Origin of the sequence: Knoellia aerolata DSM 18566 (assembly GCF_000768695.1) — a bacterium.
Lineage (GTDB): Bacteria > Actinomycetota > Actinomycetes > Actinomycetales > Dermatophilaceae > Knoellia > Knoellia aerolata.
Genome location: NZ_AVPL01000004.1, coordinates 56,143 through 80,104 on the forward strand (window position 1 = coordinate 56,143; position 23,962 = coordinate 80,104).

Consider the following 23,962-nt stretch of genomic DNA (forward strand, 5'->3'; position numbering starts at 1 on the left):
GACCCGCCCAGGTGCCTCAGCCGGCGTTGACGCGGACCTCTGCCAGCACGTCGTCGTCGACCGCGGCCCGAAGCCTCAGGCAGGCGGACCAGAGGGCATGGGCGTCCGCGCGGCTCCCGGGCGGCCAGCCCGCGGCCGCGCCCGGGTCCGCCTCGGAGACCTCGAGCACGGAGCGGGCGTCGGAGGCGTCGGTCTGCGGCCAGTCGCCGGCACAGGTGCGCGCCCTCGCGACGAGCTGCACGGCATACCCGCCGTCCTCCTCGCCCGCCCACGACGCCACGGTCGAGGGGGACAGCGAGGCGAGGTCGCCCACGGTGAGCACCCCCCGCTGCGCGAGCCGGTCGGCCCATCGCGGACCGACGCCCCGCAGCGCGGAGACGGACAGCCTGCGGACGAGGTCCGGGAGGTCGGACACCGGTGCCTCGGACGGCTCCGACGTCGGGTCGCGCACGACACCGCTGGGGCGCATGACGACCTCGGCCTGCCAGACCACGTCCTCCCACGGCGTGTCGACCGAGGCCGGGCGGGACCCGATCCGGCCGACGACGGTCTCGACGGTCAACGCACCCGCCGAGTCGAACGCCCGGAGGGCTCCGGCGACACCGGCGTCGGCCTCGCGCGCGACGAGGGCGGCGAGCTCCTGCGGTCCCACGTCAGAGCTCGGTCCGGAAGCGGATCTCGATCTCGCCGAACACGTCCGCCTTCTCCACGGGCGTCCCCGGCTCCGGGTTCGTCTCCGGCGGCCGGACCCGCAGGCGCAGGTCGCGGATGCCGTCGAGCACCTCGGGGCGCAGCACGGTCGCCCGTGGCCCCAGCAGGTCACCGATGCGGCTGACCGGAAGCGAGCCGAGCACGTCCCGCGTCGCGGCCGGCGTGAGTCCTGCGCCCGCACGCCGGGGGGTCGCCGGCGTGGTGTCCGCGCGCCGCGTCGTGGTGAACGCGAGCTTGGCGCGCAGCGTGCCCCCGTCGACGACGACCCGCGGGACCCCGCGACGGCGGACCTCCTGGACCGACTCGAGGTGACGGCGCGCGAGGAGGAGCGCCACCGCGTTGCGGATCGCGCCGACGTCACCGCTCGACAACCCTCCGTCGCGCCGCGGGACCGTGACGCCGAGCTCGGCGAGGACGTCCTGGGACGGTGACGGGCCACCGACGACCACGGACGTCCCACCCTTGCCGTCCGGGAACAGCTCGACGAGGGTCAGGTCGACCATCCCGGCGGTGATGGACGTCGCGGCGACCTCCTCCGCCGTGAAGTCCGCCGCCGCCTCGAGGGCGCGCAGCCGATCCTCCTGGCTGGCATGCGACGCCACGATCGAGTCGAGAGTCTCCACGAGGAGGACCGCCACGAACTCCGCGAATCCGACGTCGGAGACAGTGCTCTCAGGCATGGCTCACCTCCTGGGGGCGTCGGCGGTCAGGGGGTCTCGAGGGGCAGGTAGTCCGTCTTGAAGTTGATCTTCACGCCACCGGTGATGGTGACGTCGACGCCCGAGCTCGACCCGCTGGAGGTGTTGCTCGTGCTGACGTTCACCGACGTGTAGGCGGTGCTCGCGGACGCCTTGACCCAGGCCGAGAGGATGCTCCCCGTCTGAGCGTTGGCCTTGAGCTGGAACTGCTGGCTCGAGTAGCGGCTCGAGTTGTTGCGGAGGAAGTCCGACCCGTACGAGTGGAAGTTCAGCCCGCTCTCGATCGTGCCGTCGGTGACGACCAGGCGCAGCATGCCGAGCTTGACCATCTCCTTGAGCAGCGTGTACTTGTTCGCGGCGACCCGTTGCGCCACCGCTTCGCGCAGGGCGTCGATGGCCTTGGCGTCGAGGTTGCCGGCCTTGGCGGCCTTGTCGTTGGTCACGGCGTTGGTGTCGGGGTCCGTGATCGTCAGGGCCGTGTTGATCGTCGCGGCCTCGTCGGCGCTGAGCTTGCCGCCGGCGACGACCGCCGTCGGGCTGTCGCTCGTCGCGGGGGTCTCGGCGTTGCGGGGCGCGATCGCGGTGAGGACCTGCATGACCTCACCGGGCCCGATGTCGTCCTTCGTCTCGTTGACGTAGGTGGTGAGCGACTTGCTCGTCGCCTGGAGCAGCTCGATGAAGGCCTGCTGCTGCCGCAGGTTCGACGCGACCAGCGTGTCGAACACGTCGCTGACGAGCTTCGTCGTGAACTCGACGAAGCCGATCTCGCCCAGGCGCGTGGCGGCGGACATGGCGTCGTTGACACCGGACATGGTGGTTCTCCCTCGTTCCTGACCCTGCCCTGTGCGAGGTCGCTACGGGGAAGGAGCGCGAACCCGGCCCACCTGATACGCCATGCACGGAATTGCATAGAGTTGTTGCGGCATGCAAGACTATGCAACATGCTGAAGGTCGCGGTCGCCGGTGCCAGCGGCTACGCCGGGGGCGAGGCCCTCCGCTGGCTGCTCGCGCACCCCGAGGTGGAGATCGGCGCGGTGACGGCCGGTGGCAACGCGGGCACGACGCTCGGCACGATCCACCCCCACCTGCGCTCGCTGGCGGACCGGGTGCTGCTGGAGACCACCCCCGACACGCTGTCCGGGCACGACGTCGTCATCCTCGCCCTGCCGCACGGCCACTCCGCGTCGGTGTCGTCCGTGCTCGCGGCCGACGCCGTCGTCATCGACTGCGGCGCCGACTTCAGGTTGCGCAGCGAGTCCGCGTGGACGACCTTCTACGACACTGCGTATGCCGGCTCGTGGGCCTACGGACTCCCCGAGCTGCCCCTGGCCGGCGGAGGTCGCGGGCGGGACGACCTCGCCGGGACGCGGCGCATCGCCGTCCCCGGGTGCTACCCGACGGCGGTGAGCCTGGCCCTCGCCCCCGGCCTGGCCGCCGGCGTCGTCGAGGGTGATGACGTCGTCGTCGTCGCCGCCTCCGGCACCTCCGGCGCGGGGAAGGCGCTCAAGCCCCACCTGCTCGCCTCCGAGGTCATGGGGTCGATGTCGCCCTACGGCGTCGGTGGGACGCACCGACACACCCCCGAGATCGAGCAGAACCTCGAGGCGGCGGCGGGCGCGCCGGTCCGGGTCTCGTTCACGCCGACCCTGGCCCCGATGCCCCGCGGCATCCTCGCGACGTGCACGGCGAGGGTCGTGCCGGGCACGTCGGCCGCGGACGTGCGCGAGGCGTGGCGGGCGGCATACGCCGACGAGGCGTTCGTCCACCTGCTCGAGCCCGGCACGTGGCCGGCCACCGCACACGTCGTCGGCAGCAACCACGTCGTCGTCCAGGTGGTCCTCGACGAGCGCGCCGGCCGCGTCGTCGCCGTCGCCGCCGTCGACAACCTCGCCAAGGGCACCGCGGGCGCGGCCGTCCAGTGCCTCAACCTCGCCGTCGGACTGCCCGAGTCGACCGGCCTCCTCGGATCGGGGGTGGCGCCGTGAGCGCCATGCCACTGCACCTCATGACCCACCCGGAGGCGCTCGTCGTCGCGCGGCTCGACGCCGGCGCCGAGCCCGACTGGGACTGGACGCCAGGCCCCTTCGCCTCCCTGAGCCGGTCACCCCAGGAGACCTCCGTCGTGTGCCTCGAGGACGTCGTGCCCGCGGGTGTCCTCACCGAGGGCCCGTTCCGCGCCGTCGAGGTCGCCGGCCCCCTCGCCTTCGACGCCGTCGGTGTCATGGCAGAGATCCTCACCCCGCTCGTCCCCGCCGGCATCAGCGTCCTCGCCCTCTCGACCTACGACACCGACTGGATCCTCGTGCCGGAGGGCGGGATCGCCGTCGCGGAGGCCGTGTGGCGCAAGGCAGGTCTCATCATCACCCCGACCGTCCTCACCGGGCGGAGCGGGTCATGAGTGTCACTGCGGCACAGGGCTTTCGAGCAGCTGGTGCCACGGCGGGTCTCAAGGTTTCGGGCGCCAGCGACGTCGCCCTGGTGACCAACGACGGCCCCGACCGCCATGTCGCCGCCGTGTTCACGAGCAACCGGGTCGAGGCGGCCCCGGTCACCTGGTCGCGGCAGGTCGTCTCGGACGGTCGGGCCGACGCCGTCTTCCTCAACTCCGGCGGCGCCAACGCATGCACCGGCGCGCGCGGGTTCCAGGACGCCCACCGCACCGCCGAGCTCGTGGCCGCCACCCTGGGCGTCAGCGCCACGGACGTCGTCGTGTGCTCCACCGGGCTCATCGGGGAGTACCTGCCGATGGACCGCATCGAGGCCGGCATCCGGCTGACCGCCGCAGGGCTGTCGGCCGAGGCCGGCCAGGCCGCCGCCCGCGCCATCATGACGACCGACTCCGTGCCCAAGGAGGCCGTGGTCACGGGTGACGGGTGGACCGTGGGTGGCATGGCCAAGGGCGCGGGCATGCTCGCTCCCGGGCTGGCGACGATGCTGTGCGTGCTCACGACCGACGCGGTCGCCGACGCCGCCGACCTCGACGCCGCGCTGCGTGCGGCCACGGCGACGACCTTCGACCGCGTCGACTCGGACGGCTGCATGTCGACGAACGACACCGTCGTCCTGCTGGCCTCCGGCGCGTCGGGAGTGCGAGTCGAGCCCGTCGCCCTCACGGCAGCGCTCACCCGGGTGTGCGGGGACCTCTCGCGGCAGCTCGTGGCCGACGCCGAGGGCGCGAGCCACGAGATCGCCGTCGAGGTGCGGTCGGCCGCGACCGAGGCGGACGCCGTCGAGGTGGCCCGCTCGGTCACCCGGAGCAACCTGTTCAAGGCGGCCATCTTCGGTGCCGACCCCAACTGGGGTCGGGTGCTCGCCGCCGTCGGCACGACGACCGCCGCGTTCGACCCGGCCCTGCTCGACGTCGAGATCAACGGCGTCCAGGTCTGCCGCGCGGCGACGGTCGGCGACGACCGGTCGCTCGTCGACCTCACCCCGCGCGAGGTCCGCGTCGTCGTCGACCTCCACGCCGGCACCGCCACGGCGACGGTGTGGACCAACGACCTCACCCACGACTACGTCCACGAGAACTCCGCGTACAGCTCGTGAAGGAGCCAGCGATGACCCACGACGGCCACCGGGCGAAGGCGACGACCCTCGTCGAGGCACTGCCGTGGCTGGAGCGGTTCCGCGGGGCGCTCGTCGTCGTCAAGTACGGCGGGAACGCCATGGTCGACGACGACCTCAAGCTCGCCTTCGCGCAGGACATCGCCTTCCTCCGGTATGCCGGCCTGCGCCCCGTCGTCGTGCACGGCGGCGGTCCGCAGATCCAGGCGATGCTCGACCGGCTCGGTCTCGCCAGCGAGTTCAAGGGCGGCCTGCGCGTCACGACACCCGAGGTCATGGACGTGGTGCGGATGGTGCTCACCGGGCAGGTCGGTCGCGAGCTCGTCGGCCTGCTCAACCAGCACGGTCCGATCGCCGTCGGCCTGTCGGGCGAGGACGGCGCGCTCTTCGGCGCCCGTCGTCGCGGTGTCGTCGTCGACGGCGTGGAGGAGGACCTCGGACTGGTGGGCGACGTCGTCACCGTCAACACGCAGTCGGTCGTCGACCTCCTCGACGCCGGCCGGATCCCCGTCGTGTCCACGGTGGCACCCGACCTCGACCACGAGGGCCAGGTCCTCAACGTCAACGCCGACACGGCCGCGGCGGCCCTGGCGGCGGCGCTCGGGGCACGCAAGCTCGTCGTCCTCACCGACGTCGAGGGCGTGTACGCCGACTGGCCGGACCGGACGTCGCTCCTCTCGACCCTGCCCCTCAGCCGCGCCCGCGAGCTCCTCCGCACGGTGGACAGCGGCATGATCCCCAAGCTCGAGGCCTGCATCCGGGCCGTCGAGAACGGCGTGCCGCAGGCGCACGTCATCGACGGCCGCGAACCCCACGCCCTGCTCCTCGAGGTCTTCACCTCCGAGGGCATCGGCACGCTGATCGAGGAGGACACATGAGCACCCCGGCCCGCACGTCACGGTCGCAGGAGCTGCTCGACCGCTACGAGCACTCCCTCATCACGGTCTTCGGGACCCCGCAGCTCGTCCTCGAGCGCGGCGACGGTGCCTGGGTCTGGGACGTCGACGGCAAGCGGTACCTCGACCTCGTCGGCGGCATCGCCGTCAACGCCCTCGGTCACAACCACCCCGCTCTCGTCGCCGCGGTGTCGAAGCAGGTCGGCGAGATGGCGCACATCTCCAACTTCTTCACCTCCCGGGTCCAGGTCGAGCTCGCCGAGCGCGTCCTCGCGATCGCCGCCGCACCGGAGGGATCCGGAGTGTTCTTCGCGAACTCGGGGGCCGAGGCCATCGAGGCCGCGATCAAGCTGTCGCGGCGCACTGGTCGCACCGGCATCGTCGCCGCCGAGGGCGCCTTCCACGGACGCACCACGGGGGCCCTGGCCCTCACGCACAAGCCGGCCTACCGCACGCCCTTCGCGCCGCTCATCGAGCACGTGAGCCATGTCCCCTTCAACGACGTCGACGCCCTGCGCGCCGCCGTGACGGGCTCGACCGCCGCGGTCGTCCTCGAGCCGGTCCAGGGTGAGGCGGGCGTGGTCGTCGCGGACCCGGCATACCTGCGTGCCGCCCGCGAGATCACCACCGCCGCGGGCGCGCTGCTCGTCATCGACGAGGTCCAGTCCGGCGTCGGCCGTACCGGCGACTGGTTCGGGCACACGGCGAGCGGCATCGTCCCCGACGCGATGACCCTCGCCAAGGGCCTCGGCGGTGGGCTGCCCATCGGGGCACTCGTGACCTTCGGCCCGGCCGTCACCGGGCTCCTCACCGCCGGGCAGCACGGCTCGACGTTCGGCGGCAACCCGCTCGTGGCGGCGGCGGCGCTGAGCGTGCTGGCCACCATCGAGGCCGACGGCCTGCTGGACCACGTGACCCGCACCGGCGAGCACCTCGTCGACGCGGTGACCGCGCTCGAGCACCCCGACGTGGCCGGCGTCCGTGGACGGGGACTGCTGCGGGCCATCGTGCTGCGTTCCGACCTCGCCGCCGGAGTCACCGCCGCGGCGCGGGACGCCGGTTTCCTCGTCAACCCCGTGGCCCCCGACGCGCTCCGGCTCGTCCCCCCGCTCACCATCACCCGTGACGAGCTCGACCTCTTCGTCACCGCACTGCCCTCGCTCATCGCCACCACCAAGGAGTCGGCACCATGACCACGACCGTCCGCCACTTCCTCCGGGACGACGACATCTCGCCGCAGGAGCAGGCCGAGATCCTCGACCGCGCCGCCGCCATCAAGTCGCGGCCGTTCAGCGACCGCACCCTGGAGGGTCCGCAGGTCGTCGCCGTCCTGTTCGACAAGCAGACCCTGCGCACGCAGGTCTCGTTCGCGGCGGCCATCGCCCACCTCGGAGGGTTCCCCCTCGTCATCGACGGCAAGCTCGCCCAGGTCGGGGTGCGCGAGTCGATCGCCGACGTCGCGCGCGTGCTGACCCGGGAGGCCACCGCGATCGTGTGGCGCACCTACGGCCAGGAGCGCATCGAGGAGATGGCCGCGCACTCCAGCGTGCCGGTCGTCAACGCCCTCACCGACGAGTTCCACCCGTGCCAGATCCTCGCCGACCTCCTCACCATCAAGGAGCACAAGGGGCGGCTCGCCGGGCTGAGCTTCGCCTACGTCGGCGACGGGGCCAACAACATGAGCCACAGCTACCTGCTCGGCATGGCGATGTCGGGCCTGCACGTGCGCATCGGGACGCCGGCGACCTACCAGCCGCACCCGTCGGTGCTCGCCCGGGCCCGGGCGCTCGCCGCCGAGACCGGCGGGTCGGTGACGATCGTCGAGGACCCGGCCGAGGCCGTGGCGGGCGTGGACGTCGTCGCGACGGACACGTGGGTCTCCATGGGGTTCGAGAAGGAGAAGGAGTCGCGGCAGGGGTCGACCAGCCCGTTCGCCCGCTACGCGGTGAGCGCCGAGCTGATGGCCCTGGCCGCGTCGGACGCGATCTTCCTGCACTGCCTGCCGGCGTACCGCGGCTTCGAGGTCGACGCCTCGGTCATCGACGGGCCCCAGTCGGTCGTGTGGGACGAGTCCGAGAACCGGCTGCACGCCCAGAAGGCGGTGCTGTCGTGGCTCGTCGAGAAGTCCGGCGGTGACCGCCGATGACGATCTCCTCCAGCCGCACCGCCCGACAGCAGCGCATCGTCTCGATCCTCTCCAGCCGCGCCGTCCGGTCGCAGACCGAGCTCCTCGGCATCCTCGCGGCCGACGGCATCGACGTCACCCAGGCGACCCTGTCCCGCGACCTCGTCGACGTCGGCGCGGAGAAGGTGCGTGTCGGCAAGAGCCTCGTGTATGCCGTGCCGGGCGAGGGCGGTGACCGCACCGTGCGCGTGGCGCCGGACGGGCAGGAGACCACGAGCCGGCTCGCCCAGCGGTGCCACGAGCTCCTCGTGTCGGCCGACGTATCCGCCAACCTCGTCGTCCTCCGGACACCACCGGGGGCCGCGAACTTCCTCGCCTCGGCCATCGACCACACGAGCGTGCGAGGCGTCGTCGGCACGATCGCCGGGGATGACACGATCATGGTGATCACGACGAGTGCCTCGACCTCCCGCACGGTGGCCGCGCGCCTCATGGCCTACACCCGCAAGGAGAACGTGTGAGCGACTCGGGTTCGACCGCGCCGGACCAGGGGCGCCTCAGCCTGTGGGGCGGGCGCTTCTCCGGGGGCCCCGCCGACGCCCTGGCCGAGCTCTCCCGCTCGACGCACTTCGACTGGCGGCTCGCCCTGCACGACATCGCCGGTTCCCGCGCCCACGCCCGGGTCCTGCACGCGGCCGGGCTGCTCGGCGACGACGACCTGTCGGCGATGCTGGCCGGGCTCGAGACCCTGGCGGCCGACGTCGAGTCGGGCGCCTTCCGGCCGGCCCCGGACGACGAGGACGTGCACACCGCGCTCGAACGAGGCCTCATCGAGCGGGCCGGGTCCGACGTCGGCGGCCGGCTCCGTGCCGGACGCTCCCGCAACGACCAGGTCGCCACCCTCGTCCGCATGTACCTTCGCGAGCACGCACGCACCGTCGGCGGGCTGGTGCTCGACGTCGTCGACGCCCTCATGTCGCAGGCCCAGCGGCACCCGGCCGTGGCGATGCCCGGACGCACGCACCTCCAGCACGCGCAGCCCGTCCTGCTGGCCCACCACCTGCTCGCCCACGCGTGGCCGCTCCTGCGCGACGTCGACCGGCTCCGTGACTGGGACCGGCGTGCCGCGCTCAGCCCCTACGGGTCGGGCGCCCTGGCCGGCAGCTCGCTCGGCCTCGACCCCGAGGCCGTGGCCGCCGACCTCGGCTTCGCGGGCTCCGTCGACAACTCCATCGACGGCACCGCGGCCCGAGACGTCGTCGCCGAGTTCGCGTTCGTCACCGCGATGGTCGCGGTCGACCTGTCACGCCTCGCCGAGGAGGTCATCCTCTGGGCGACCAAGGAGTTCGGCTTCGTCACGCTCGACGACTCGTACTCGACCGGGTCGAGCATCATGCCGCAGAAGAAGAACCCCGACGTCGCCGAGCTCGCACGCGGCAAGGCCGGCCGGCTCGTCGGCAACCTCACCGGGCTCCTCACGACCCTCAAGGGGCTGCCGCTCGCCTACAACCGCGACCTGCAGGAGGACAAGGAGCCGGTGTTCGACTCGATCGACACGCTCGAGGTCCTGCTGCCGGCGTTCAGCGGGATGGTGGAGACGCTGGTGTTCGACGCCGACCGCCTGGCGGCGCTCGCACCACAGGGCTTCTCGCTCGCCACCGACATCGCCGAGTGGCTCGTCCGTGAGGGGGTGCCGTTCCGGGTCGCGCACGAGGTCGCGGGGGAGTGCGTGCAGGTGTGCGAGTCCCGCGGCATCGAGCTGTGGGACCTCTCCGACGACGACCTCGCGGCCATCTCGGGGCACCTGACCCCCGCGGTGCGCGAGGTCCTCACGGTCGAGGGGTCCCTCGCGTCGCGGGACGCCAAGGGCGGCACCGCTCCGGTGCGGGTCGCGGAGCAGCTGCAGCGCGCCTCCGACGTCGCCTCGGACGCCCGCGCGTGGACCGCGGCCCCTCCCGTCACGCGGTGACCCTGCCGCGGTCGTTCTTCGCGCGTCCGGCACCGGTCGTGGCGCCGGAGCTGCTCGGGTGCCTGGTCACCCATGCAGGCGTGACCGTCCGGCTGACCGAGGTGGAGGCCTACACCGGCGAGGGGACCGACCCCGGGTCGCACGCCTTCCGTGGCCGGACCCCGCGGACCGAGGTGATGTTCGGCGAGGCCGGGCACCTCTACGTCTACTTCAGCTACGGCATGCACTGGTGCGCCAACGTCGTCTGCGGCGACGAGGGCGAGGCGCAGGCCGTGCTGCTCCGGGCCGGTGAGGTGGTCGCCGGCCACGACGTCGCCGCCCTGCGGCGGGCCCGGGTGCGCGAACGCGACTGGGCCCGGGGCCCCGCGCGGCTCACCAGCACGCTGGGGGTCGACCGGTCCCACGACGGAGCGGACGTCTGCGCTCCGGGGGCTGCGGTGACCTTCGCTCCTCCCGTGGAGCCGGTCCGTCCGGACGCGGTCCGCACCGGGCCGAGGGTCGGCGTCAGCGGTCCCGGTGGCGACGGGACGGCATACCCCTTCCGGTTCTGGCTCGACGCGGAGCCGACGGTCAGCGCCTACCGGCCGGCGGTCGCCCGTCGACGTACGTCCTGATCTCGTCACGCACGCGCCGCTTCACGTCGTCCGGCGCACAGCTCACGTCGACCGCGGTGCGGGCGAGGTCGGCCAGCCCGTCCTCGTCCAGGTCGAGCAGGTCGGCGGCGATGGCGTACTCCCGCCCCAGGGTGGTGCCGAACATCGGGGGGTCGTCGCTGTTGACCGTGACGACGACACCGGCGTCGCGCAGCGCCCGGATCGGGTGCTCGGCCAGGTCCGCGACGCAGCGGGTGGCGACGTTCGACGTCGGGCACACCTCGAGCGGGATGCGCTCGGCGACGAGTCGCTCGACGAGGGCGGGGTCGTCCACGGCCCGGATCCCGTGGCCGATGCGTTCGGCGCCCAGGGCGTCGAGGGCGTCCCACACCGACTGGGCGTCGGTCGACTCGCCCGCGTGGGGCAGGGATCGCAGGCCGGCCGCCCGGGCACGGTCGAAGTGCGGGGCGAACTGTCGCCGCGGCACCTCGGGACCCCCGAGGCCGAAGCCGACGAGTGCGCTCGGTCCGTGCTCGAGCGCGTAGCCCAGCGTCGCGTCGGCCGACTCCAGACCTGCCTCACCGGGGATGTCGTAGATCCAGCGCAGGACGATGCCGTGGTCCCGCTCCGCCATGCGCCGGGCGTCCTCGATCGCCTCGGTGTAGGCCTCGATCGGGATGCCGGCCCGCACGCTGGTGAACGGCGTCATCGTCAGCTCGGCATAGCGGACTCGTTGCGCCGCCAGACCTTCCGCCACCTCGTACGTGAGCAGGTGGAGGTCTTCCGGGGTGCGAAGGAGCGAGACGACGGCGAGGTAGACGTCGATGAAGTGGGCGAAGTCGGAGAACCTGTAGAAGTCGCGGAGCGCCTCGATCCCGTGCGGCACACCGGAGTCCGGGTGACGCTCCGCCAGCCGTGCCACCGTCTCGGGCCGCGCCGACCCGACGTGGTGCACGTGCAGCTCCGCCTTGGGCAAGCCGGAGATGAACCCCGCGTATGCCGTGTGCCTGCCGTGCGTGTCTGCTGCCTCATCGGTCATGGCCGGCAGTCTCTCAGCCGGAGAGCGACCCGGTGGCGCCCGCCAACCCTGGCGTGGGGGAGGTGCGCGGTGGCTACACCGGGGTGTTCGACGACCACCCCGCGACGCGCGTGGTCGTCCACTGCGACGCCCGTGGCAGGCTGGCGCTCGTGAACGACATCCTCGCGGAACTGCAGTGGCGCGGCCTCGTGGCCCAGACCACGGACGAGAGCGCCCTGCGGGACGCCCTGACCGGGGGGCAGGTCACGGCCTACTGCGGCTTCGACCCGACGGCACCGTCCCTGCACTTCGGCAACCTCGTCCAGCTCGTGGTTCTGCGGCACCTGCAGCGGGCCGGCCACCGCGTCATCTGTCTCGTCGGAGGGTCCACCGGCCTCATCGGCGACCCGCGGCCGAGCTCGGAGCGGGTGCTCAAGACCAAGGAGCAGACGGCCGAGTGGGTGGGGCGCATCCAGGAGCAGGTGCAGCCCTTCCTCGAGTTCGGGGGGGACAACGCCGCGGTGATGGTCAACAACCTCGACTGGACCGAGCCCATGTCGGCGCTGGACTTCCTGCGCGACATCGGCAAGCACTTCCGCGTCAACCAGATGGTGAGGAAGGAGGCGGTCGCGGCCCGGCTCGCCTCGGACGAGGGGATCTCGTACACGGAGTTCAGCTACCAGATCCTCCAGGGGCTCGACTTCCTCGAGCTCTACCGCTCGCACGGATGCACGCTCCAGACCGGGGGGCAGGACCAGTGGGGCAACCTCACCGCCGGCTCCGACCTCATCCACAAGGTCGAGGGCGAGTCGGTGCACCTGCTCACGACCCCCCTGGTCACCGACGCCGCGGGCAACAAGTTCGGCAAGAGCGAGGGCAACGCCGTCTGGCTCTCCGCCGACATGACCAGCCCCTACGCCTTCTACCAGTACTGGGTCAACGTCGAGGACGCCTCCGTGGTCAAGCTGCTGAAGATCTTCACCGACCGGACGCACGAGGAGGTCGCCGAGCTCGAGCGACAGGTGACGGAGGAGCCCTTCCGCAGGGCGGCCCAGCGCACCCTCGCCGCCGACGTCACGACCCTGGTCCACGGGCCCGCGGCGACGGCGTCGGTCCAGGCGGCCTCCGAGGCCCTGTTCGGCAAGGGCGACCTCGCCGCCCTCGACGCCGCGACGTTGCGGGACGCGACCGCCGAGCTGCCCGGGGGAGAGGTGTCCCCGGGGATGACGATGACCGACGCGCTCGTGGCCGTGGGACTCGTGGACTCCCGCAACGCGGCACGGCGTGCGATCGGTGACGGCGGGGCCTCGGTCAACGGCAAGAAGGTCACCGATCCCGAGCTCACGCTCGGTGACGAGCACTTCCTGCACGGCTCCGTGGCCATCCTCAGGCGCGGGCGCAAGTCCATGGCGGCGGGTCGCAAGGCCTAGAACCGTTGTGTCGCAACGGAATCGCGAAGGTATGGGCGCTCCAGCACCACGCGAGGGCAGGGCCGATTTGTGTTCTGCGGAGAACGTCCTCTAATGTTCTCGACGTCAGCCCGACAGGGAGGAACGGACACCACCGCGTGAGGCCCAGCGCCTCGCACGAAGTAGGCCGGTCCCGGGGCAGACCCCAACAGCCAGACACGACGGAAACGCCGCGGACGGAGCAACGCCCAGAGGGTGTTACGGTTGGGAAAGTCCACACCGACAGCTGCGGAGACGCGAAGTTGGAGTAGCGCCGAAAGGCAGTTACAGTGGCACCGCCCACCAGGCCACACCAGCGCGAGACGCCGGTGTGGAACGGCCGCCGAGAGGCTGCTACGGTGGGAGCCCGCCAAGATCCAAGCGCGATCATGACCGGCCCGCTCAGCGAGCGGATCACGGATTTGACGCCCAAGCATGGACGCGGGTAAGTTTGAACAGTTGCCCCGGATCACGACTCACCGAGTCGGGTGATGGTGCGCGTCCGAACCTTGAGAACTCAACAGCGTGTCAAAAATCGATGCCAATTACCTCGTCTCGAGGTGGTGGCGAGCCGGCCTCAGGTCGGGGAGCGATCACTCTCGAACGAAAATCCTTTGGTTGACAATGATCATCTAGCAATAGCTAGTTGTTCTTGCTCAGCCAGTGTGACAACCCTTCATCGGGTTTAGTTTTGTCCGGTCCTTCGGGATCGGGCGCTGAACATCAACGGAGAGTTTGATCCTGGCTCAGGACGAACGCTGGCGGCGTGCTTAACACATGCAAGTCGAACGGTGATCTCGAGAGCTTGCTCTCGAGTGAGCAGTGGCGAACGGGTGAGTAACACGTGAGTAACCTGCCCCAGACTCTGGAATAAGCGCTGGAAACGGCGTCTAATACCGGATATGAGACGGAGTCGCATGACTACCGTCTGGAAAGTTTTTCGGTCTGGGATGGACTCGCGGCCTATCAGCTTGTTGGTGAGGTAACGGCTCACCAAGGCAATGACGGGTAGCCGGCCTGAGAGGGCGATCGGCCACACTGGGACTGAGACACGGCCCAGACTCCTACGGGAGGCAGCAGTGGGGAATATTGCACAATGGGCGAAAGCCTGATGCAGCGACGCCGCGTGAGGGATGACGGCCTTCGGGTTGTAAACCTCTTTCAGCAGGGAAGAAGCGAAAGTGACGGTACCTGCAGAAGAAGCACCGGCTAACTACGTGCCAGCAGCCGCGGTAATACGTAGGGTGCGAGCGTTGTCCGGAATTATTGGGCGTAAAGAGCTTGTAGGCGGTTTGTCGCGTCTGCTGTGAAAATCCGGGGCTCAACCCCGGACTTGCAGTGGGTACGGGCAGACTAGAGTGTGGTAGGGGAGACTGGAATTCCTGGTGTAGCGGTGAAATGCGCAGATATCAGGAGGAACACCGATGGCGAAGGCAGGTCTCTGGGCCATTACTGACGCTGAGAAGCGAAAGCATGGGGAGCGAACAGGATTAGATACCCTGGTAGTCCATGCCGTAAACGTTGGGAACTAGGTGTGGGTCTCATTCCACGAGGTCCGTGCCGCAGCTAACGCATTAAGTTCCCCGCCTGGGGAGTACGGCCGCAAGGCTAAAACTCAAAGGAATTGACGGGGGCCCGCACAAGCGGCGGAGCATGTGGATTAATTCGATGCAACGCGAAGAACCTTACCAAGGCTTGACATATACCGGAAACATCTGGAGACAGGTGCCCCGCAAGGTCGGTATACAGGTGGTGCATGGTTGTCGTCAGCTCGTGTCGTGAGATGTTGGGTTAAGTCCCGCAACGAGCGCAACCCTCGTTCTATGTTGCCAGCGCGTAATGGCGGGGACTCATAGGAGACTGCCGGGGTCAACTCGGAGGAAGGTGGGGATGAGGTCAAATCATCATGCCCCTTATGTCTTGGGCTTCACACATGCTACAATGGCCGGTACAAAGGGCTGCGAAACCGCAAGGTGGAGCGAATCCCAAAAAACCGGTCTCAGTTCGGATTGGGGTCTGCAACTCGACCCCATGAAGTTGGAGTCGCTAGTAATCGCAGATCAGCAACGCTGCGGTGAATACGTTCCCGGGCCTTGTACACACCGCCCGTCAAGTCACGAAAGTCGGTAACACCCGAAGCCGGTGGCCCAACCCTTGTGGAGGGAGCCGTCGAAGGTGGGACTGGCGATTGGGACTAAGTCGTAACAAGGTAGCCGTACCGGAAGGTGCGGCTGGATCACCTCCTTTCTAAGGAGCACTGGCGCGCAAGCGTCCAGAGCCTGGTCTGTCGGCGTACGTTCGACAGCAGGTGCTCAAGGGTGGAACATCGATTATTTGGCGCCGCGAACTCTCGCAACACGCAAGTACACCTCTTCGGAGGACGGAAAGCGTCTGTGGGGGAGCCGGCGCCTGACACGTTGTTGGGTCCTGAGGGCTCGGGCGAAAGCTCGACCTGAAGGCCGGTATCCGGTCAGGACCTTCACCATGGCGAACCACCGAGTCATCTCGGGAGGCGCCAAGCCTGGTGAAGGGCCGCCCGTATGTTGAGAACTACACAGTGGACGCGAGCATCTTTGTGGCTCAAGTTTTTAAGGGCGCACGGTGGATGCCTTGGCACCAGGAACCGAAGAAGGACGTAGGAATCTGCGATAAGCCACGGGGAGTCGATAACCAGACTATGATCCGTGGATTTCCGAATGGGGAAACCCGGCTGGAGGCAAGTCCAGTCACTCCTGCCTGAATATATAGGGCAGGTAGAGGGAACGTGGGGAAGTGAAACATCTCAGTACCCACAGGAAGAGAAAGCAACCGCGATTCCGTGAGTATTGGCGAGAGAAAGCGGATGAGGCTAAACCGATCATGTGTGATAGCTGTCAGGCGTTGCATGGTCGGGGTCGTGGGACCTCTCAGTCAGGACTGACATCCTGGCATGGAGTCAAAAATTCGCGTTATAGTCGAAGGGCATTGAAAGGCCCGGCACAGAGGGTGCGACCCCCGTAGACGAAATGACGCGAACTCCAGAGAGTCATCCCAAGTAATACGGGGCCCGAGAAATCCCGTATGAATCTGGCGGGACCACCCGCTAAGCCTAAATATTCCCTGGTGACCGATAGCGGACAAGTACCGTGAGGGAAAGGTGAAAAGTACCCCGGGAGGGGAGTGAAATAGATCCTGAAACCGTGTGCCTACAATCCGTTGGAGCCTCCTTGTGGGGTGACAGCGTGCCTTTTGAAGAATGAGCCTGCGAGTTAGTGCTCAGTGGCGAGGTTAACCCGTGTGGGGAAGCCGTAGCGAAAGCGAGTCCGAATAGGGCGAATGAGTCGCTGGGTCTAGACCCGAAGCGGAGTGATCTACCCATGGCCAGGTTGAAGCGACGGTAAGACGTCGTGGAGGACCGAACCCACTTAGGTTGAAAACTGAGGGGATGAGCTGTGGGTAGGGGTGAAAGGCCAATCAAACTCCGTGATAGCTGGTTCTCCCCGAAATGCATTTAGGTGCAGCGTCACGTGTTTCTTACCGGAGGTAGAGCTACTGGATAGCTAATGGGCCTCACCAGGTTACTGACGTTAGCCAAACTCCGAATGCCGGTAAGTGAGAGCGTGGCAGTGAGACTGCGGGGGATAAGCTCCGTAGTCGAGAGGGAAACAGCCCAGACCACCATCTAAGGTCCCAAAGCGTGTGCTAAGTGGAAAAGGATGTGGAGTTGCAGTGACAACCAGGAGGTTGGCTTAGAAGCAGCCACCCTTTAAAGAGTGCGTAATAGCTCACTGGTCAAGTGATTCCGCGCCGACAATGTAGCGGGGCTCAAGCACACCACCGAAGCTGTGGCATTGACACTTTGCCCGGTTGTGATACCTGCGGGTTCACGATCCAAGCGTGTTGATGGGTAGGGGAGCGTCGTGTGGCCAGGGAAGCGGCGGAGTGATCCAGCCGTGGAGGCCACACGAGTGAGAATGCAGGCATGAGTAGCGAATGACGGGCGAGAAACCCGTCCGCCGAATAACCAAGGGTTCCAGGGTCAAGCTAATCTGCCCTGGGTAAGTCGGGACCTAAGGCGAGGCCGACAGGCGTAGTCGATGGACATCCGGTTGATATTCCGGAACCGGCGAAGAACCGCCCATGACGAACCTTTTGATGCTAAGTGCCTGAAACTCGATGACGTCTTCGGACAGATTCGAGCGGAGCGCACGACCCGATTTGGTAGTAGTCAAGCGATGGAGAGACGCAGGAAGGTAGCCTCCGCGTGGCGATGGTAGTCCACGTCCAAGGGTGTAGGGAGTGAGATAGGCAAATCCGTCTCACACATATCCTGAGACCTGATAGTGACCGCGAATGCGGGAAGCAGGGTGATCCTATGCTGCCAAGAAAATCTTCTAGCGAGGTTCGAGCCGCCCGTACCCCAAACCGACTCAGGTGGTTAGGTAGAGAATACCAAGGCGATCGAGTGAATCATGGTTAAGGAACTCGGCAAAATACCCCCGTAACTTCGGGAGAAGGGGGGCCCGGATCCTGAAGTGACTAGCTCACTAGGGAGAACGGCCGCAGAGACCAGGGAGAAGCGACTGTTTACTAAAAACACAGGTCCGTGCTAAGTCGCAAGACGATGTATACGGACTGACGCCTGCCCGGTGCTGGAAGGTTAAGAGGACGGGTTAGATCTTAGGGTCGAAGCTCAGAATTTAAGCCCCAGTAAACGGCGGTGGTAACTATAACCATCCTAAGGTAGCGAAATTCCTTGTCGGGTAAGTTCCGACCTGCACGAATGGCGTAACGACTTCTCCACTGTCTCAACCATGAACTCGGCGAAATTGCACTACGAGTAAAGATGCTCGTTACGCGCAGCAGGACGGAAAGACCCCGGGACCTTTACTATAGCTTGGTATTGGTGTTCGGTACGGCTTGTGTAGGATAGGTGGGAGACTGTGAAGCATGCACGCCAGTGTGTGTGGAGTCAACGTTGAAATACCACTCTGGTCGTTCTGGATATCTAACCTAGGTCCGTGATCCGGATCAGGGACATTGCCTGGTGGGTAGTTTAACTGGGGCGGTTGCCTCCTAAAAGGTAACGGAGGCGCTCAAAGGTTCCCTCAGCCTGGTTGGTAATCAGGTTTTGAGTGTAAGTGCACAAGGGAGCTTGACTGCGAGACAGGCATGTCGAGCAGGGACGAAAGTCGGAACTAGTGACCCGGCGCTGGCTTGTGGAAGCGGCGTCGCTCAACGGATAAAAGGTACCCCGGGGATAACAGGCTGATCTTGCCCAAGAGTCCATATCGACGGCATGGTTTGGCACCTCGATGTCGGCTCGTCGCATCCTGGGGGTGGAGTCTCTCCCAAGGGTTGGGCTGTTCGCCCATTAAAGCGGTACGCGAGCTGGGTTTAGAACGTCGTGAGACAGTTCGGTCCCTATCCGCTGTGCGCGTAGGAAATTTGAGAAGGGCTGTCCCTAGTACGAGAGGACCGGGATGGACGAACCTCTGGTGTGTCAGTTGTTCTGCCAAGAGCACCGCTGATTAGCTACGTTCGGAAGTGATAACCGCTGAAAGCATCTAAGCGGGAAGCACGCTTCAAGATGAGATTTCCATGGGGTTTACCCCGAGAGGCTCCCAGCTAGACTACTGGGTTGATAGGCCAGACGTGGAAGTGCAGCAATGCATGTAGCTGACTGGTACTAATAAGCCGATAACTTGATACACATTAAAAAGAATGCTTCGCGTCCACTGTGCAGTTCCCGAGATACGGTCGGCTGTTCCCACCTCCGAGTGGTGAACCCGATTGACATCTCCATAGAGTTTCGGCTGTCATAGCGAAGGGGAAACGCCCGGCTCCATTCCGAACCCGGAAGCTAAGCCCTTCAGCGCCGATGGTACTGCACTGGTGACGGTGTGGGAGAGTAGGACGCAGCCGGACATACTTTCCAGAAATGGCCCGCCGATTCGGCGGGCCATTTCTCATTTCCGGCCCCTTTCTCGGTCGGAATTCATGACGGACGCGCACGAGCGCGGTCGTCCTAGACTGTGTGTGCTCCGGTGGCGCCCCGCGCCGCCCCGACGGCCCCTGGAGGCTTCCGATGACTGACGAGAATCGCGGACCACGACGCGCGGGCGGACGGGACGACTCCCGTCGTGATGGCCCCGGTCGTGAGGGCGGCTCCCGCGGTCGCGAGGCCAGTGGCCGTCCCCCGCGCAGCTCGGGTGCTCCCGACCGCGGTCGAGCCGGCTCCCGGGACGACCGGCGCGGCGACTCCCGCGACGACCGCGGGCGGGACGGTGGCCGTCCCGCGCGTGGAGGAGTGGACCGGGACGACAGGGGCGGCCCGCGGCTGGTGCCCAAGACGGGCCGGCGACCCGAGCCGAGCATCCCGGACGGGGTCACCGGCAAGGAGCTCGACCGGTCGGTCCACCAGCAGCTGAGGACCTTGAGCAAGGAGAACGCCGACGGGGTGGCCAAGCACCTCGTCATGGTCGCCGCCCTGCTCGAGGCCGACGAGCTCGAGAACGCCATGGCCCACGCGGAGACCGCGGTCCGTCGCGCCGGACGCGTGCCGGCAGCGCGGGAGGCCCTCGGGATGGTGGCCTACCGTTCCGGTGACTTCGCTCGGGCTCTCGGGGAGTTCCGCACCGTGCGCCGGATCAGCGGCTCGGACCACCTTCTCCCGCTCATGGTCGACTGCGAGCGGGGACTGGGGCGCCACGAGCGGGCTCTCGACCTCGCGCAGTCCCCGGAGGCGAAGCGGTTGCCCAAGGAGGAGCGGGTCGAGCTCACCATCGTCATCAGCGGCATCCGGCGAGACCTCGGCCAGACCGACGCGGCCCTGGTCGCCCTGCAGATCCCCGAGCTGAAGAAGCACAACCAGCCGCGGCTGGCGTATGCGTACGCCGACACGTTGCTCGGGCTCGGCCGGACCGACGAGGCCCGCGAGTGGTTCCAGCGGGCGGCCGACGCCGACGTGGAGTACGAGACCGATGCCGTGGAGCGGCTCGAGGAGCTCGACGGCGTGAGCCCGACCGACCTGCTCGGGGGTGCCGACGAGGACGAGGACGAGGTCGACGAGTGAGGCTGGTCGACCGGTACGACGCGCTCATCGTCGACCTCGACGGCGTCGTCTACCGCGGCGACCCGGCGGTCCCGCACGCGGTCGAGGAGCTGTCGACGGCCGGCCTCCCCGTCCAGTTCGCGACGAACAACGCCTCTCGACCTCCGTCGGAGGTGGGCGACCACCTGCGACGTCTCGGGCTCGCCGTCGACGACACCTCCGTGGCCACGAGCAGCCAGGCGGCGGCGTGGGTCCTCACTCGGCACGTGGCCGTCGGCGCCCGGGTCCTCGCGATCGGAGGACCCGGGGTGTCCGACGCCCTGCGAGAGCAGGGCTTCGTGCCGGTGACCTCGGCGGCGGACCAGCCGGCGGCGGTCGTGCAGGGCTACGGCCCCGCGGTGACCGCGGACGACCTGGCCCAGGCGGCATACGCCGTGCAGGGCGGTGCCCTGTGGCTGGCCACCAACACCGACCACACCCTTCCCACCGCGGCCGGCTTCGCGCCGGGCAACGGAGCGCTCGTCCTCGCGGTCGGTGCCGCCGTCGGGCGCGGACCCGAGCTCGTCGCCGGGAAGCCGGACGAACCCCTGTACCTCCTGTGCGCCGAGCGGCTCGGGGTGGACCCCAGCCGCATCCTCGCCATCGGCGACCGCCTCGAGACCGACATCGAGGGGGCCACCGCGGCGGGGATGGACTCGTTGCTCGTGCTCACCGGTGTGCACGGCGTGCGCGACGCCCTGACGGCGCGGCGCGCGGCACGACCGACGTGGATCGCGGCCGACCTGCGGGCGCTCTCGGCCGACGAGCGGGATCTCGAGCCGGCTGCGAAGGCGCTGCGCGAGGAGTGGGCTGTCCGTGACGACGCGCCGGCGGGGGCCGACATCAGCCGCGCGATGCCACCGGTGCTGGCGTCGCTCTCCGACTGAGCTCCACGCAGCTCCGGCTGCGGACGGGCGTGGCCGAGTAGCGTGTGCGACAACCACCCCGAACCACAGGAGGAACCATGGCCAAGCGGTCGATGATCCAGGGATATGTCGAGCTCGCCTCCGGGCTGGGCGAGATGACCAAGAGCGCTGCCCGGGACGCAGCAGCCGAGCTCGTCGCCCTGACCAACAACGACCTCTCGCCGAAGAAGGTCACCAAGCAGGCGGGCAAGCTCGCCGACGAGCTGGTCGCCGCCGCCAACACCAACCGCCGCAACCTCGTCGCCCTCGTGCGCGCCGAGGTCGACAAGGCCGTCGGCCGCCTCGATGTCGCCACCCTGCAGCAGGAGCTGTCACAGGTGTCCGCGACCGTGCACTCCCTCCGCGGACAGGTCGAGGACCTCGCCAGCACGCTCTCGGGCCGTTCGGTCGCGACCGTCGGCACCGCCGCCACCGGAGTGAGCACGGTGGCCGACGCCGCCGGTGACGCGGTGGCCGACACCGCCGCCGCGACCACGGCGCCGGTGACGGCGACACCGACCCGCCGCCCAGCCCGATCGTCCCTGAAGAAGACGGCGTCGACGCCCGCGAAGACGGCGACGTCCACGACGTCCTCGCCTCGGAAGGCTGCGGCGAAGACGGCGACGCCCACGACGTCCACCGCGAAGAAGTCCACCGCGAAGAAGTCCACGGGCACCAAGGCGACGGCCAGAAAGACGACGGGCACGACGTCGTCGACCAGGAAGTCGACGGCCACGAAGGCGACGGCGAAGAGGTCCACCGGCGCTGCCTCCTCCGCGAAGAAGACGGCCTCGTCGACCTCGACGGCGAAGACGTCCACCGCCGCGAAGACGTCGGCGACCAAGGCGTCGCCGACGAAGACGTCGGCCTCCCGCACGTCCCCGGCGAGGAAGACCTCGACCCCCACGACGTCGTCGACCGCGAAGAAGGCGTCGGCCGGGACGCCGTCGAGCAGCTCGGCGTCGGCGGGCAGCGCGTGAGCGAGCACCCCCACGCCGTGCCGGAGGTCGAGGCCGACGCGGTGCCGGCGCCGACCCACGCACCGGGGGGGTCCGCCGACCCTCCGGGAGCCGGTTCGGACGCCCCCGAGACGGGCGACCTCGTCATCGACGCCGCCCTGCGCGACCTCGCGGCAGCGCCCGAGGACGACCTCGACGCGCAGATCGAGCGCGGCGAGCAGGTCCAGCGCACCCTGCAGGGCCGTCTCGGCGACCTGGGCGGCTGACATCGCTCGGCTCGACGCCGAGCTCGTCCGGCGCGGCCTGGCTCGTTCGCGCGGTGAGGCGCGGGAGCTGGTCGAGGCCGGGCAGGTCACGGTGCAGGGACGGGTGCTGCGCAAGGCGGCGGCACCGGTCGGGCCCGACACGGACCTCGTCGTCGCGGACGACGGTCCCCGGTGGGTCGGCCGGGCCGCGCACAAGCTCGACCATGCCTTCGCCCAGTGGGAGCCGGACGGCCTGACGGCGACCGGACGGCGCTGTCTCGACGTCGGAGCCTCGACGGGCGGGTTCACCCAGGTCCTGCTGCACCGCGGCGCGGAGCACGTTGTCGCGCTGGACGTCGGGCGCGACCAGCTCGTCGCCGGCCTGCGGGAGGACCCACGGGTGACCGAGCGCAGCGGCACCTCGATCCGCGACGCGACCGCCGACGAGCTCGGCACCTTCGACCTCGTGGTCGCCGACCTGTCCTTCATCTCCCTGACGCTCGTCCTCGAGGCGATCGCCGGGCTGACCCGCGCCGGCGGCGACGTCGTCGTCCTCGTCAAGCCCCAGTTCGAGGTCGGGCGGGGCCGGCTGAGCAAGAACGGCCTCGTCACCGACCCCAGGCACCGCCGCCGCGCCCTCACCGGCGTCGTCACGGCGGCCGGCGAGGCGGGTCTGGGCCTCCACGGACTCATCCGCAGCCCCATCACCGGTGGTGAGGGCAACACCGAGTACCTGTTGTGGGGGAGGTCCGGGGTCTCGGGCACGATGGACCCGGACGCGGTGCACGCCGCCGTCCGGGACCTCGCCAGGGAAGGACGCGCATGAGTGAGCCGCGACGCATCCTGCTCGTCGTCCACCCCGCGCGCCCGGAGGTCCACGACCACGCGCTCGGCGTCGTCCGGCGTCTCAACGCCGCCGGCGTCCACGTCGCCGTCATCGGCCACGAGATGCGGGGCACCCCGCTCGAGGGACAACCCGACCTCCTCGCCGCGCACCCCGACGACCCCACCCACGGGTGTGAGCTCGTCTGCATCCTCGGCGGGGACGGGTCGATCCTGCGCGCCGCCGAGCTGTCCCGCGGGTCGGGGGTGCCGCTCCTCGGGGTGAACTTCGGCCACGTCGGCTTCCTCGCCGAGGTGGAACGCGACGACCTCGACGTCACCGTGGAGCGCATCGTCTCCCGCGACTACACCATCGAGGAACGCATGACCCTCGAGGTCACGGCCTTCCACGACGGCGAGACGGTGTTCGAGAGCTGGGCCCTCAACGAGGTCACCGTCGAGAAGGCCTCGCGGGAGCGGATGATCGAGCTCACCGTCGAGATCGACGGGCGTCCCCTGTCCACGTGGGGCTGCGACGGGGTCGTCATGGCGACCCCGACCGGCTCCACCGCCTACGCGTTCTCGGCCGGGGGGCCGGTGGTGTGGCCCGACGTCGACGCCCTGCTGCTCGTCCCCATCAGTGCGCACGCCCTCTTCGCCCGCCCCCTCGTCGTCGGCCCCGACAGCCAGCTCGCCGTCGAGGTGGTGCCCCGGACCCAGGGCTCCGGCGTCGTCTGGTGCGACGGGCGCCGTGCGGTCGACCTCCCGCCCGGCGCGCGGATCCAGGTGCACCGCAGCGAGGACCCCGTGCGGCTCGCGCGCTTCGCCGGCTCACCCTTCACCGACCGGCTCGTCGAGAAGTTCGACCTGTCCGTCCACGGCTGGCGCGGCACGGCCCGCCGTGCCGCCGAGGCCGACGCGGACCGGGGCTGACGGC

The 23,962-nt window shown here is 68.8% G+C and carries 20 protein-coding genes and 3 rRNA genes; 19 read left to right on the forward strand and 4 right to left on the reverse strand.

Going from position 1 to position 23,962, the window contains the following annotated elements; genetic code table 11:
* Positions 1–16: 16 nt before the first annotated feature.
* Genes N801_RS03130 through N801_RS03140 form a run of 3 tightly spaced genes read right to left on the reverse strand, consistent with a single transcriptional unit; the run spans position 17 to position 2,221 of the window.
* Entirely contained in the window at positions 17–652 is a 636-nt protein-coding gene (locus N801_RS03130; protein ID WP_035932728.1) for a hypothetical protein, read from the reverse strand.
* A 1-nt stretch (position 653) separates the two neighbouring features.
* Positions 654–1,391, reverse strand: a complete 738-nt coding sequence (locus N801_RS03135) for a hypothetical protein (RefSeq protein WP_035932730.1) — start codon at positions 1,389–1,391, stop codon at positions 654–656.
* A 26-nt stretch (positions 1,392–1,417) separates the two neighbouring features.
* Positions 1,418–2,221, reverse strand: a complete 804-nt coding sequence (locus tag N801_RS03140) for a hypothetical protein (protein ID WP_035932732.1) — start codon at positions 2,219–2,221, stop codon at positions 1,418–1,420.
* A 129-nt stretch (positions 2,222–2,350) separates the two neighbouring features.
* On the opposite strand from N801_RS03140, the gene argC reads away from it, so the two are divergent.
* Genes argC through N801_RS03185 form a run of 9 tightly spaced genes read left to right on the forward strand, consistent with a single transcriptional unit; the run spans position 2,351 to position 10,577 of the window.
* Positions 2,351–3,394, forward strand: coding sequence for an N-acetyl-gamma-glutamyl-phosphate reductase (gene argC, locus N801_RS03145; protein WP_035932734.1), 1,044 nt, complete (start codon positions 2,351–2,353; stop codon positions 3,392–3,394).
* 5 nt (positions 3,395–3,399) lie between these two features.
* Positions 3,400–3,807, forward strand: coding sequence for an ACT domain-containing protein (locus N801_RS03150; protein WP_035932864.1), 408 nt, complete (start codon positions 3,400–3,402; stop codon positions 3,805–3,807).
* The gene (argJ, locus tag N801_RS03155) at positions 3,804–4,955 is read left to right on the forward strand and encodes a bifunctional glutamate N-acetyltransferase/amino-acid acetyltransferase ArgJ (RefSeq protein WP_035932736.1); all 1,152 of its coding nucleotides are present in this window, start codon (positions 3,804–3,806) and stop codon (positions 4,953–4,955) included. Before N801_RS03150 ends, argJ begins: the two co-directional genes overlap by 4 nt.
* Before the next feature lie 11 nt (positions 4,956–4,966).
* Entirely contained in the window at positions 4,967–5,851 is an 885-nt protein-coding gene (gene argB / locus N801_RS03160; RefSeq protein WP_035932737.1) for an acetylglutamate kinase, read from the forward strand.
* Positions 5,848–7,062, forward strand: coding sequence for an acetylornithine transaminase (locus N801_RS03165; protein ID WP_035932738.1), 1,215 nt, complete (start codon positions 5,848–5,850; stop codon positions 7,060–7,062). Before argB ends, N801_RS03165 begins: the two co-directional genes overlap by 4 nt.
* A complete protein-coding gene (argF, locus tag N801_RS03170; protein ID WP_035932740.1) occupies positions 7,059–8,015 on the forward strand; it encodes an ornithine carbamoyltransferase in 957 nt (318 codons plus the stop codon). Before N801_RS03165 ends, argF begins: the two co-directional genes overlap by 4 nt.
* On the forward strand, positions 8,012–8,515 hold the full coding sequence (locus N801_RS03175) for an arginine repressor (RefSeq protein WP_035932742.1): 504 nt from the start codon (positions 8,012–8,014) through the stop codon (positions 8,513–8,515). The genes argF and N801_RS03175 overlap by 4 nt, the downstream gene beginning before the upstream one ends.
* Positions 8,512–9,963 carry an argininosuccinate lyase gene (gene argH, locus N801_RS03180; RefSeq protein WP_035932744.1) on the forward strand — a complete coding sequence of 484 codons (1,452 nt, stop codon included), beginning with the start codon at positions 8,512–8,514 and terminating at the stop codon, positions 9,961–9,963. The genes N801_RS03175 and argH overlap by 4 nt, the downstream gene beginning before the upstream one ends.
* Positions 9,960–10,577, forward strand: a complete 618-nt coding sequence (locus N801_RS03185) for a DNA-3-methyladenine glycosylase (RefSeq protein WP_035932866.1) — start codon at positions 9,960–9,962, stop codon at positions 10,575–10,577. Before argH ends, N801_RS03185 begins: the two co-directional genes overlap by 4 nt.
* Here N801_RS03185 and N801_RS03190 read toward each other — a convergent pair.
* Entirely contained in the window at positions 10,534–11,595 is a 1,062-nt protein-coding gene (locus N801_RS03190; RefSeq protein ID WP_052112541.1) for an adenosine deaminase, read from the reverse strand. The genes N801_RS03185 and N801_RS03190 overlap by 44 nt on opposite strands.
* Before the next feature lie 149 nt (positions 11,596–11,744).
* Between N801_RS03190 and tyrS the strand changes: the two genes are divergently transcribed.
* The 10 genes from tyrS to N801_RS03240 all read left to right on the forward strand — a co-directional run bounded on the left by tyrS (position 11,745) and on the right by N801_RS03240 (position 23,958).
* Positions 11,745–13,004 carry a tyrosine--tRNA ligase gene (gene tyrS, locus N801_RS03195; protein WP_035932870.1) on the forward strand — a complete coding sequence of 420 codons (1,260 nt, stop codon included), beginning with the start codon at positions 11,745–11,747 and terminating at the stop codon, positions 13,002–13,004.
* Between the two features lie 741 nt (positions 13,005–13,745).
* A 16S ribosomal RNA gene (locus N801_RS03200) occupies positions 13,746–15,269 on the forward strand.
* Between the two features lie 331 nt (positions 15,270–15,600).
* Positions 15,601–18,714: ribosomal RNA gene (locus N801_RS03205) — 23S ribosomal RNA — on the forward strand.
* A gap of 98 nt (positions 18,715–18,812) precedes the next feature.
* A 5S ribosomal RNA gene (gene rrf / locus N801_RS03210) occupies positions 18,813–18,929 on the forward strand.
* Together the 16S, 23S and 5S rRNA genes form the textbook arrangement of a ribosomal RNA operon.
* A 382-nt stretch (positions 18,930–19,311) precedes the next feature.
* Entirely contained in the window at positions 19,312–20,076 is a 765-nt protein-coding gene (locus N801_RS03215; RefSeq protein WP_245618185.1) for a tetratricopeptide repeat protein, read from the forward strand.
* Positions 20,073–20,981, forward strand: a complete 909-nt coding sequence (locus N801_RS03220) for an HAD-IIA family hydrolase (RefSeq protein ID WP_035932746.1) — start codon at positions 20,073–20,075, stop codon at positions 20,979–20,981. Before N801_RS03215 ends, N801_RS03220 begins: the two co-directional genes overlap by 4 nt.
* 77 nt (positions 20,982–21,058) lie before the next feature.
* Positions 21,059–21,979, forward strand: a complete 921-nt coding sequence (locus N801_RS19510) for a hypothetical protein (protein ID WP_052112542.1) — start codon at positions 21,059–21,061, stop codon at positions 21,977–21,979.
* Complete coding sequence (locus tag N801_RS03230; protein ID WP_035932748.1) at positions 21,976–22,224, forward strand: hypothetical protein; 249 nt, start codon at positions 21,976–21,978, stop codon at positions 22,222–22,224. The genes N801_RS19510 and N801_RS03230 overlap by 4 nt, the downstream gene beginning before the upstream one ends.
* 67 nt (positions 22,225–22,291) lie before the next feature.
* The gene (locus N801_RS03235) at positions 22,292–23,029 is read left to right on the forward strand and encodes a TlyA family RNA methyltransferase (RefSeq protein ID WP_245618189.1); all 738 of its coding nucleotides are present in this window, start codon (positions 22,292–22,294) and stop codon (positions 23,027–23,029) included.
* The gene (locus tag N801_RS03240) at positions 23,026–23,958 is read left to right on the forward strand and encodes an NAD kinase (RefSeq protein WP_035932751.1); all 933 of its coding nucleotides are present in this window, start codon (positions 23,026–23,028) and stop codon (positions 23,956–23,958) included. The genes N801_RS03235 and N801_RS03240 overlap by 4 nt, the downstream gene beginning before the upstream one ends.
* Positions 23,959–23,962 lie beyond the last annotated feature (4 nt).